This is a genomic window from Achromobacter sp. (assembly GCF_049647645.1).
Taxonomy (GTDB): Bacteria; Pseudomonadota; Gammaproteobacteria; order Burkholderiales; family Burkholderiaceae_B; genus Achromobacter.
Window position 1 is genome coordinate 1 of record NZ_JBARYB010000279.1, and the last position, 9,609, is coordinate 9,609.

Genomic DNA, 9,609 nt, shown 5'->3' on the forward strand with positions numbered 1-9,609 from the left:
CACATCAACCTCACCGGCGATTACCTCTGGCGCAGCAGCGCCAAGATCGGCGCGGGCAAGTTCAGGCCGCTACGACCGCTGCAACCGGCTTAGCGTGCTTTATTTTCCGTTTTCTGAGGCGACCCCACGAAGAGCGTCCGCGACCTGTACGGATGGCAGCCCGGGGAGACCCTGGAGGAGGCCATTGCCCGTCACCAGCGAAGGCAGTGTTCATCCTCTTGATCTGAGCATGGCATTGTTCATGGCATTAGTTGAAGTTTTGATTGTAAGCTATTGATGTTTAACACGTTTCTATGATTATAGATGATCGAGTGGGAGTGAAATCAGGTCTTTCGGGGACTATCGTGACCTATCGAAAAACTGGCGTAACGTGTTGATTTAGAAAGAAATACGTCACGACAGCTATCGGTGGCTATCGCCGACCAGCAAAACGGATTGGCGGTAGAGGTGACGGTAGAAACCGGAGGCCGGATTAAGACCCTCCCGTTTACTATCCAGACCAAACCGGTCTTTGACGGTAAATCACTCCTCAGGAAAGCTTGTTTCATGCGGCTTTCCGAGCATCAGCAGGTCTCCTGACCCCTGACGGTAAAAGCCGTCATGAACAGGAGGAAAAACCTCGATGCTTACCGACACCGCACTACGCAATCTCAAGCCTAAGTCCAAGATTTACAAGGCTTCCGACCGCGACGGCATGTACGTAACGGTATCAACCACCGGTACCGTCACCTTCCGCTACGATTACCGTCTCAACGGCCGGCGCGAGACGCTGACCATTGGACGGTATGGGCCGTCCGGCATTTCGCTCGCGATGGCCCGCGAAAAGCTGCTGGACGCCAAGAAGGCCGTCGCCCAGGGCAAGTCCCCGGCGCATGAGAAGCAGCGCGAGAAGCGCCGCCTGACCGCCGCCAAGAACTTCGGCGACATGACCGCCCAGTGGATGGCCGGTGCCCGGATGGCCGACACCACGCGAGCGATGCGCAAGAGCATCGTCGATCGGGACATCCTGCCGGCCTTCCAGAACCGCCTGCTCAACGAAATCACCGCCGACGACTTGCGCGCCTTGTGCGGCAAGGTGAAAGGGCGGGGCGCCCCGGCCACCGCGGTGCACATTCGCGACATCGTGAAGCAGGTCTATGCCTTCGCCATCCTGCATGGGGAGAAGGTGGACAACCCGGCGGCCAACGTGGGCGCTGCGTCGATTGCGACCTTCGTGCCCAAGGACCGTGCCTTGTCGCCCTTGGAGATCCGTCTGATGTCGCGGCAGATGGAGTCGGTGGCCACCTATCCGACCATCCGGCTGGCGTTGCGAATGATCCTGCTGACGCTGGTACGCAAGAGCGAGCTGATCGAGGCCACCTGGGACGAGGTCGATTTCGAGAACGCGACCTGGACCATCCCGAAGCAGCGGATGAAGGGGCGCAACCCACATGTGGTCTACCTGTCGCGCCAGGCGCTGGACATTCTGGTGGCACTGCACACTTGCGCGGCCGGCTCGAAGTTTGTGCTGCCATCGCGCTACGACTCAGACCATTGCATGTCTCACGCGACTCTCAATCGGGTCACGCAGATCGTGGCGCAGCGGGCCAAGGCCGCAGGCCTGCCGCTGGAGCCGTTCACCGTCCACGATCTGCGCCGCACAGGTTCGACGTTGCTCAACGAGATCGGGTTCAACCGAGACTGGATCGAGAAGTGCCTTGCGCACGAAGAAGGGCGTTCCTCGCGCTCGATCTACAACAAGGCCGAGTACGCCGAGCAGCGGCGCCACATGCTGCAGGAGTGGGCCAACATGGTCGATGCCTGGATCGACGGGCAGACCTATGTGCCGAAGCTGATGCCGGACAACGTGATCGTGCCGGTGTTGAGCGCAATGGCCTGAAGCAGGACCAAGGTTGTCACTTGACAACCTTGGTAAGTATTCTCATACTGGAGACTGTTGATGGCCCGGTCCTCTCATCCGAAGAAAGAAGTCGAGGAAGCACTCAGGCACGCCGAAGGGCAGGGCTGGCGTGTGGAAGTCGGTGGCAGCCACGCCTGGGGGCGGATTTATTGTCCGTACAACGATGCGGAGTGTCGCTGCGGCGAGTTCTGTATCACCAGCGTGTGGAGTACGCCGAAGAACCCTGGCAACCATGCGCGTGCCTTGCGGCGAGTCGTGGACAACTGCACGACGCACCGCAAGCAGCAGGAGGCAGCCGACGATGCCGAGGAGTAGCACGATGGAATACACCTTCACCCTGAAATACCAACTCACCGACGATGACCGTGACCCGGATGCACTGGTCGAGCGTCTGGGCGAGGCCGGGTGCGACGATGCCCTGGTCGGCATCGGGCAGCCGGGGCGGCTCGCGCTGGAGTTCACCCGAGAGGCGGACAGTGCGGACGCGGCTGTGCGCAGCGCGTTGGCCGACGTGCGGAGCGCGGTGCCAGCGGCCAGGCTGATCGAAGTCGCACCGGATCTGGTTGGGCTGACCGACGTGGCCGACATCGTGGGCGTGTCGCGGCAGAACATGCGCAAGCTGATGCTGGCCCATCCGGGCAGCTTCCCAGCGCCGGTGCATGAGGGCAGCGCGTCGATCTGGCACTTGGCGGATGTGCTGGCCTGGCTGCAGGCAAAGGGTAGCTACTCGCTGGCCATGGACGTTCTGGAGGTGGCGTGCGTTGCCTTGCAGGTCAACGTGGTCAAGGAGGGGCGGCGGTTATCGCGCTCAGCTTCCGACGAGCTGGAAGCTCTCGTTGAATGAGGCCGTCGCCAGCCTCATTCCCGACCGGAACCCGCCCGAACAGGGCGGGTTTTTCGCAGGTGGACATCCGGCTTGGCGGCGCTGATGCGAGGGGCTTGCTTGCGCTCCTCGATCCAGGCCTCCACCTCGGCCAGGTCCCACACCACGCAGCGCGGCGTCAGATTGAAACGCCGAGGGAACTCGCCGCGACGCTCCATTTCGTAGATCGTCGTTTCGGCCAAGGGGACGATCTGACGCAACTCATGACGGCGGATGGTGCGCCGAAATGGAAGTGGACTGCGCTTGGGGAACTGTGGCAGCGCCTCGTAGGCCTCCGTCCCAGGCAAAGGGAGAGACTGGCCGGGGACGGCCTCGAGCACATTGGATAGGTGCGATAGGGTTTTCACCTCGAACTCCATGAATACGCTGCATGGCGATATGGTGAATTTCAGTACCTATCGGCACAACCTGTTGTGGCGTAGGAGGGCATAGGAGGTCTACGGCTTCGTGCGCACTCGGTTAAGCGTCATGTCCCAACCAGCGCGCTTCGCCTCGCCCAAAGCGATGGATTTTGACTCTCGGCCCGTCCGGCAGCAGTTCGACCTCAAGCTGGCCAGGAGCCCCTACCACGCCGGCGGTAAACCCGGTTACGATCCATCAAAACATGCGAAACCATGGAGGTGACAGGTGGCAGACAAAAGGAACGTATTCATCAGCCATGTCCATAAGGACGATCATGGGCTCCAGAAGCTCAAGGATTTGTTGGCGCCGAAGGGGGTGGAAGTCCGGGATTCCTCCATCCACACAGGAAAGTTCAACAATGCCACTGATGAGCACTACATCAAGACGCAGATCCTTGCGCCTGCCATCAATTGGGCTGGGGTGTTCATTTGCTATGTCTCACCCCAAACCAAGAACAGCGATTGGGTGAACTGGGAAATCGAATACGCGGCCAAACAGGGCAAGCGCATTGTTGGTGTTTGGGAGCATGGCGAAAAGGAATGCGACCTGCCGGATGCGCTGAAAGAACATGCGGACGCACTGGTTGGGTGGAACGGTGATTCAATCATCGACGCGATCAACGGAAAGGATTCGTGGGAAAAGCCTGACGGCGGTGCCTGCGACCCGGTTCCACTCAAGCGGCATCCCTGCTGATGGCACGTATTCACTCCTATGTCGTGCGGTACGACAGTGGTTTTGCGCCCAACCCCTTTTACAGCTACTGCACGCTCGCGACTTGCAAACCCAGCATCCGAAGAAGCGCCAACATTGGTGATTGGGTGGTTGGCAGCGGAAGCAATGATCAAAGTGTTCGACGCGGTGGGCACCTGGTCTATGCGATGCGGGTCACCGAGGCAATGACATTTGACGAGTACGGCCGAGACCCGCGTTTTGAATCCAAGAAGCCGTACCGCAATGGCAGTCGGAAGCAAAGTTGCGGGGACAACATTTATTTCAGAGTTGCGGCTGGGGCTGCTTGGCAACAGCGCGATTCGTTCCACTCCCGCCCTGATGGCTCTCTGAACCCTGATCACGTTGCTCGTGATACGGGCGTCAACAGGGTTTTGATCAGCAACGATTTCGTATATTTTGGGGGGGAGGGGCCTGAGTTTCCCAATGAGTTGCATGATCAGCAGGGACGTCCTCTATGTAAAACTGGAATAGGTCTCACCACCTTTGACGATGCGCAATTGGTCGCGAATCTTGAGCATTGGATACGCAGCTTGGCCGTGAGCGGCTACCAAGGCGCCCCCTTTGAATGGCTGACGCTTCGCAGGTGACCGATGAAAAAGGAAGGCTCCCTCTTGCTTTCGGATTACGCTGCAGAAATTGCAGCCACGGACGTGCTCAATCCGAGCGACTTCAATCCGGTTCTCCAAGGACTGTACGGAGAAGTTGGCGGAATAATGGCCACGGTTAAAAAACATGTTCGTGACAAATCGGCATACCCTGGCTTTAAGAAAGCTGCGGAAGAAGAATTTGGCGACACCCTTTGGTACCTGGCTGCAATCTGCAGGCGCTTGAATGTTCCTCTCGATGAGATCTTCGGGGAAGCGGCCAATCACGGAAATTTCAAGAATGTTGGTGCTGCAAGTGATATCGCCGAAGGTGCAATGGCCTATATCGCAGTGCCTATTGCTGCGCCTGCATCGTTAGACACTACTCTTGTACGTTTGGGGCAGTCAGCCGCAGCGCTATTGGGAAGTACCCCTGCGCGCACTGAATTGGTCGCGTTCGCACGGGCTTACTTGGATGCAATCCATGCGGCCGAGCTAGCATTTTCGGAAGTGGCTCGCTCCAACCTTCGTAAAGCTCGCGGTGCGTTCTTGGAGCCACAAGCAGATGATCTGCTTGACCTTGATTTCGATAGTAAATTTGGAATCGAGGAACAGTTGCCCAGAGAATTCAGAATCCGCGTCAACCAACGAGGTAGTGGCAAAAGCTATCTCCAATGGAATGGAGTGTTCATTGGAGACCCTTTGACTGACAACATTGCCGACCGCGATGGCTACCGGTTCCATGACGTTTTCCATTTTGCTAACGCGGCGATCCTTCACTGGTCGCCCGTGATGCGGGCATTGATCAGGCACAAGCGGAAGAGCAATCCGAAATTCGATGAAGAGCAGGACAGTGGCCGAGCCATCGTCGTTGAGGAAGGAGTTGCTGCCTGGATTTTTTCAAGAGCCAAAGAACTGAATTTCTTCGAGAATCAGGAGAAAGTCTCACTCGGAATTCTCAAAACCATCGGCGAGTTTGTGAGCGGTTATGAAGTAGAGAAATGCCCGCTGAAGCTCTGGGAAAAAGCTATCCTGGAAGGGTATGCTGTTTTCCGACAGCTCAAGGCAAATCAAGGCGGCTGGATCATTGGAAACCGAGAACAACGCACCATCAAATACATGTCACTTGAGTCCGAAAAATGAAGATCCATCCATTCGTTGAGGCAGTTGCTTCGCTGCAATTCGAAGACTGCTTCAATCCGTATTCGGATCGATGTGAAGTCCATGATCGGCGCGATGCGCCACGGCGCCGCGCTGCAGCACTCTCCGCCATGCTGCGTCGTGCAACCGAGGAGTCTGTAGATGCCATCTGGATCGGAAGGGATCTCGGATATCGCGGAGGGCGCCGTACTGGTTTAGCCCTGACTGATGACGTGCACATGGGCCAGCACGCTAAGCGCTGGAATCTCGATCTGGTCGCAGAGCGGCCCACGATAGGAAGCGCTGTAGCCGAGCGAACTGCGGCGGTCATATGGGGCATGCTGGAACACATTGATGCTCGCATCTTCCTTTGGAACGTCTTTCCCCTTCATCCGCATGAATCCGGAGATCCGTTTACTAACCGCCAGCACAACGCGCAAGAAAGGCGAGCAGGCGAAGAACTGCTCCAGCAACTCATTGTCCTGCTGAAGCCTTCTCGCATCGTCGCCATCGGCAACGATGCCGCCGCTGCAGCTCATCGCATCACAGATGCTGTGCCGGTGATTTGCGTGAGGCACCCCAGCTACGGTGGACAGACACAATTCCAGTCGCAAATCTCGGAACTCTATGGGTACCCCATGAGTACCGGATCGTTGTTTGACGAAGTGCTCTGACTTCTAGCGCGCGGCGATCGCTGCTTCGATCCAGTTCGACAAGTTGTCGCTGATAGAGGTGTAGACCGCGCTACTGCTGGTCCCTGGCGGATCGTAGACGCGGGCGACGGTGGATAGTTTTCTACCGTCATTCAAGGTAAATGAATCGAATGGATTTTCCCCCGCCACCGATGGTTGCTGGTTGTGGTCCAGCAGTTTGTGGATACGTATCCCCAAGAGCCCCTTTCCGCTGTTCCATGATTGCTCGATCTCATATCGAATCCAGGGGCGATTTGCCGTTTCCGTGCCAATCAAAACAATGGTGCAAGTCCGCCCTTGCAATTGGTCGTCGATCCAGCGCTTGATCGCGGCGTCTCCGCCTCGCTTCACCTCTTCCCATTTGTTATCGGTCGCTGACGGGTTGCCCTCTACAACGCCAATATTGCGTATCTTGGAGGCGCGCCAACTGTCGCGCTGATAGTGAAAGCTGTAGAAGACTTTCCGTGGCATGAACAATCCTCGGTTGATGTTCTAGAGGCCAGCGCCGAGAAATGAATTAACTTGGTTTGCCAGCCAAGGGCACCGCCAGGTGCGTATGGAAGAGCTGAGCGAAGTCCACATCAACGAGCGCTTCACCGGTGAAATAGCCATGGTCCTTGGCTAGATTCAACGCCGCTCCGCCCGGCGAGGACACCGGGAGCACCTTGGCTGCAGGATGGAATCGCCTGAAAAGCTCATGCTCGGTTTCTACCCCATCCATTCCACCAATAAACACAGCAGCGCTTAGGTCCGCACGCGAGAGCATCTTTTCACGCATGACAAGCAAGCTCGCCGCCTTGTCATTGGGGACAGCGTCAGTGAAAACTACATTCTGGAAATGCTTGTTCTCTTCAGGGAACACATCTGCAAAGAACGTGCTCTGATACAAGACGACAGACTGCGAGTAATCGACGCCCAAGTCTTCACATATGCTCCAAATCATCGGGGTAATCGCAGGATGCCCACCCCAGACGATCTTGTGCTGGCGAATGACTGCTATGACCAGTTCTCTCACCGCACATTGGATGAGAAATGGATTGGCAGTTTCGTGGTAGGTGCCACGTCCAACAAGTGGCACGCTGGCCGAGAGGAATATTGCGCTCATGGCTACGCCGCCCAGTCAGCGAATTGCCAACCCGCCTCGCTGGCTTTAACCCACCTGGCGGAGTGAATGTGCTGACCCAGCCAGTCCAGATGGCCCAGCCACCTAGGATGCAGGCCTACGTGATCGTAGACAACGGCAACGGATTGTTCCGGTGAATTCGTAGACGCATCGTGCAATGTAGTTGACGTGGGAACTCCGACTGTTGGATAAACAACTACATTCCGCCCATCCGGCAGTTGGACATAAACAGCTCTGTTGGCGCCCACTCCGACAACTTGGCCGCCGATTGTTTGAATAGCGTTGCGCAGATTGCTCACGAGATTGACAGAGCGAACCGCATGGCTCTGGCTGCGAACTTCCTCCAACTGAAGACAGATGCGATCCACCGCGCCGTCTGCGATGCGTCCGGTCGCCGGATCGACTTCTTCGGGTAGCAGTTCCGCCCGACTGGCCGTCGCCGTACGCGCAGAAGGCGTTGTATCCGGCCACCCCACCCGCAAGACGCTGATGCCTTTGGCCAGAGCGCGGCCGAATTCCGCACTCGTCCAACGGCTTTCAAAGTATCCTGGGGTGTCGAGCATCAGCAGGACATCCGAGTCACAAAGCCGATGCCATAGCATGGTCTGAAAATCTTCAGCAGGTGGAATGCCATGTGTATCGAGAAACACATCGAATAGCCGAGCAGACAGCGCATCGAACAACTGCAAGGCAGCTTCCCTAGCCTCGCCCCGCCGATAGCTTACGAACACCCGGCGCTGTCGAGGAAGGAGCCCTGCACATTCCAGCAAAGCAGTTGCGACACGTTGCGCCCCGCCAGCGGTGTATGCCAAGCAGTTGAGCGGTTGCAGCAAGGCGGGGATTTCTGCGCCGACTCGATTGATGTCAGAGGCGACTGGGAGCAGCGGGATGCCTCGCGCCAGGAGCCTTGCCACATTCGCAAGGGGAGGCTCATGACCTCCGAAAAATGCCGCCGCAGACGATCGCTGTTGGTCTGGATTGAATTCATCGGGACAAACCTCCCATCCAATCTCATGCCCCAACCGCAAATTGAACATGCCGACAGCCTTTCCGACAACTTCCTCAAGTTCGGAAATTTGAGCTGCCGTTGGGGTGCCGAGCAGGGCAAGTTGATATAGCGCTGGCATGCCTTTCCTCGCAATTGCGGTGTTCTGACTATCAGACCGGGCGAGACCCAATTCGGGAATCTGTTGGCTCTAAAGATACCCGATTTCAGGGCGTCCCCGAACGGGACGCGCTGTCGTACTTCGCATCGAGCCGCTCTTGGCATCTCGCCCCTACGGGCGTCCATCGCTGACGCCTCCGGCCTGGTCAGGCCTGCGCGCTCCGCTTGCCCAGTCAGTCAGCGTGGGCGGGGAGGGCGGTCTTGCTGTTCCCTTCACCGTATCACGGCGTTCTCGCCGTCAAGGGCTGCGCGCCTTTGGCGCTTGCGGCCGTAGCCGTCTTCGACCCTGTGACGGCTTGCGCTGCGCCGTGTTGCGGCCGGTTCCAGGCAATTCCGCCTGAGCAACCGGAGCACGATCATGTCGCAACTTTCTCTGTCTCTCGATTCTTCGCTGCTGGTGCGTGACGCGCAGGGCCGTTACCTGCAGGCGTCGGCGGACCAGATTCTGGCGGCGGCACGCCAGGTCATCGATCTGAAGAACCCACGCGGAACGCTGTTCACTTCGCCGGCGCTGGTCAAGGACTACCTGCGCACCAAGCTGGCCAGCTTCGGGCACGAAGTCTTCGCGGCGCTGTTCCTCGACAGCCAGCATCGGCTGATCGAGTATGTGGAACTGTTCCGCGGCACCATCGACCAGGCATCGGTGTATCCGCGCGAGGTGGTGAAGGAGGCCCTGCGGCTCAACGCGGCAGCGGTGGTCTTTTCGCACAATCATCCGAGCGGGAGTCCCGAGCCGAGCCAGGCCGACAGGGTCCTGACCCAGCGCCTCAAGGAGGCCCTGGCGCTGGTGGACGTGCGCACGCTGGATCACATCGTCGTGGGTGGCGCAGTCACTACGTCATTCGCCGAATGTGGCCTGCTCTGCGTATTCCACGCGATGGCGGACACGATTCCATGCTGATGGCGGACAGTGTTCCAGCGTGATGGCGGACACCGTTCCAAGCTGAAGGCGGACAGCATTCCAAACTGATGGAGGACACCTGCGGGG

General features: G+C 58.0%; 12 protein-coding genes. 8 read left to right on the plus strand and 4 right to left on the minus strand.

Annotated features, from left to right (window positions below; genetic code table 11):
• Positions 1 to 622 precede the first annotated feature (622 nt).
• From WBB14_RS32230 to WBB14_RS32240, 3 genes are read left to right on the plus strand one after another with little or no spacing between them, the layout of a single operon-like run.
• A complete protein-coding gene (locus WBB14_RS32230; protein ID WP_028838258.1) occupies positions 623 to 1,879 on the plus strand; it encodes a tyrosine-type recombinase/integrase in 1,257 nt (418 codons plus the stop codon).
• 60 nt (positions 1,880 to 1,939) lie between these two features.
• On the plus strand, positions 1,940 to 2,215 hold the full coding sequence (locus tag WBB14_RS32235) for a hypothetical protein (RefSeq protein ID WP_083881241.1): 276 nt from the start codon (positions 1,940 to 1,942) through the stop codon (positions 2,213 to 2,215).
• Positions 2,216 to 2,219: 4 nt separating this feature from the next.
• Positions 2,220 to 2,744, plus strand: a complete 525-nt coding sequence (locus tag WBB14_RS32240; RefSeq protein ID WP_028838257.1) for a helix-turn-helix transcriptional regulator — start codon at positions 2,220 to 2,222, stop codon at positions 2,742 to 2,744.
• A 14-nt stretch (positions 2,745 to 2,758) separates the two neighbouring features.
• Here the strand turns inward: WBB14_RS32240 and WBB14_RS32245 are convergent, their stop codons facing one another.
• The gene (locus WBB14_RS32245) at positions 2,759 to 3,142 is read right to left on the minus strand and encodes a helix-turn-helix transcriptional regulator (RefSeq protein WP_028838256.1); all 384 of its coding nucleotides are present in this window, start codon (positions 3,140 to 3,142) and stop codon (positions 2,759 to 2,761) included.
• 268 nt (positions 3,143 to 3,410) lie between these two features.
• Between WBB14_RS32245 and WBB14_RS32250 the strand changes: the two genes are divergently transcribed.
• The 4 genes from WBB14_RS32250 to WBB14_RS32265 are packed head-to-tail and all read left to right on the plus strand — an operon-like array spanning position 3,411 to position 6,315.
• Positions 3,411 to 3,878, plus strand: coding sequence for a TIR domain-containing protein (locus WBB14_RS32250; protein ID WP_028838255.1), 468 nt, complete (start codon positions 3,411 to 3,413; stop codon positions 3,876 to 3,878).
• On the plus strand, positions 3,878 to 4,504 hold the full coding sequence (locus WBB14_RS32255; protein ID WP_083960885.1) for a hypothetical protein: 627 nt from the start codon (positions 3,878 to 3,880) through the stop codon (positions 4,502 to 4,504). The genes WBB14_RS32250 and WBB14_RS32255 overlap by 1 nt, the downstream gene beginning before the upstream one ends.
• 3 nt (positions 4,505 to 4,507) lie before the next feature.
• Positions 4,508 to 5,644 (plus strand): nucleoside triphosphate pyrophosphohydrolase family protein, encoded by a 1,137-nt coding sequence (locus WBB14_RS32260; RefSeq protein ID WP_028838254.1) that lies wholly within the window; start codon positions 4,508 to 4,510, stop codon positions 5,642 to 5,644.
• Positions 5,641 to 6,315, plus strand: a complete 675-nt coding sequence (locus WBB14_RS32265) for a uracil-DNA glycosylase (RefSeq protein WP_083960884.1) — start codon at positions 5,641 to 5,643, stop codon at positions 6,313 to 6,315. Before WBB14_RS32260 ends, WBB14_RS32265 begins: the two co-directional genes overlap by 4 nt.
• Positions 6,316 to 6,318: 3 nt before the next feature.
• Here WBB14_RS32265 and WBB14_RS32270 read toward each other — a convergent pair whose 3' ends face one another.
• Genes WBB14_RS32270 through WBB14_RS32280 form a run of 3 tightly spaced genes read right to left on the minus strand, consistent with a single transcriptional unit; the run spans position 6,319 to position 8,583 of the window.
• Positions 6,319 to 6,804, minus strand: coding sequence for a TIR domain-containing protein (locus tag WBB14_RS32270; protein WP_083960883.1), 486 nt, complete (start codon positions 6,802 to 6,804; stop codon positions 6,319 to 6,321).
• A 46-nt stretch (positions 6,805 to 6,850) separates the two neighbouring features.
• A complete protein-coding gene (locus tag WBB14_RS32275) occupies positions 6,851 to 7,438 on the minus strand; it encodes a hypothetical protein (protein ID WP_028838252.1) in 588 nt (195 codons plus the stop codon).
• A gap of 2 nt (positions 7,439 to 7,440) precedes the next feature.
• Positions 7,441 to 8,583, minus strand: coding sequence for a toll/interleukin-1 receptor domain-containing protein (locus WBB14_RS32280; protein ID WP_083960882.1), 1,143 nt, complete (start codon positions 8,581 to 8,583; stop codon positions 7,441 to 7,443).
• Between the two features lie 396 nt (positions 8,584 to 8,979).
• Between WBB14_RS32280 and radC the strand changes: the two genes are divergently transcribed.
• The gene (radC, locus tag WBB14_RS32285) at positions 8,980 to 9,522 is read left to right on the plus strand and encodes a RadC family protein (RefSeq protein WP_424243377.1); all 543 of its coding nucleotides are present in this window, start codon (positions 8,980 to 8,982) and stop codon (positions 9,520 to 9,522) included.
• The last annotated feature ends 87 nt before the right edge of the window (positions 9,523 to 9,609 follow it).

What these genes read in the sequence shown, in the direction of transcription:
- WBB14_RS32275 (WP_028838252.1), bottom strand. Translation starts at nt 7,438, where the DNA reads ATGAGCGCAATATTCCTCTCGGCCAGCGTGCCACTTGTTGGACGTGGC.
- WBB14_RS32270 (WP_083960883.1), bottom strand. Translation starts at nt 6,804, where the DNA reads ATGCCACGGAAAGTCTTCTACAGCTTTCACTATCAGCGCGACAGTTGG.
- WBB14_RS32245 (WP_028838256.1), bottom strand. Translation starts at nt 3,142, where the DNA reads ATGGAGTTCGAGGTGAAAACCCTATCGCACCTATCCAATGTGCTCGAG.
- WBB14_RS32255 (WP_083960885.1), top strand. Translation starts at nt 3,878, where the DNA reads ATGGCACGTATTCACTCCTATGTCGTGCGGTACGACAGTGGTTTTGCG.
- WBB14_RS32260 (WP_028838254.1), top strand. Translation starts at nt 4,508, where the DNA reads ATGAAAAAGGAAGGCTCCCTCTTGCTTTCGGATTACGCTGCAGAAATT.
- WBB14_RS32235 (WP_083881241.1), top strand. Translation starts at nt 1,940, where the DNA reads ATGGCCCGGTCCTCTCATCCGAAGAAAGAAGTCGAGGAAGCACTCAGG.
- WBB14_RS32280 (WP_083960882.1), bottom strand. Translation starts at nt 8,583, where the DNA reads ATGCCAGCGCTATATCAACTTGCCCTGCTCGGCACCCCAACGGCAGCT.
- WBB14_RS32240 (WP_028838257.1), top strand. Translation starts at nt 2,220, where the DNA reads ATGGAATACACCTTCACCCTGAAATACCAACTCACCGACGATGACCGT.
- radC (WP_424243377.1), top strand. Translation starts at nt 8,980, where the DNA reads ATGTCGCAACTTTCTCTGTCTCTCGATTCTTCGCTGCTGGTGCGTGAC.
- WBB14_RS32265 (WP_083960884.1), top strand. Translation starts at nt 5,641, where the DNA reads ATGAAGATCCATCCATTCGTTGAGGCAGTTGCTTCGCTGCAATTCGAA.
- WBB14_RS32230 (WP_028838258.1), top strand. Translation starts at nt 623, where the DNA reads ATGCTTACCGACACCGCACTACGCAATCTCAAGCCTAAGTCCAAGATT.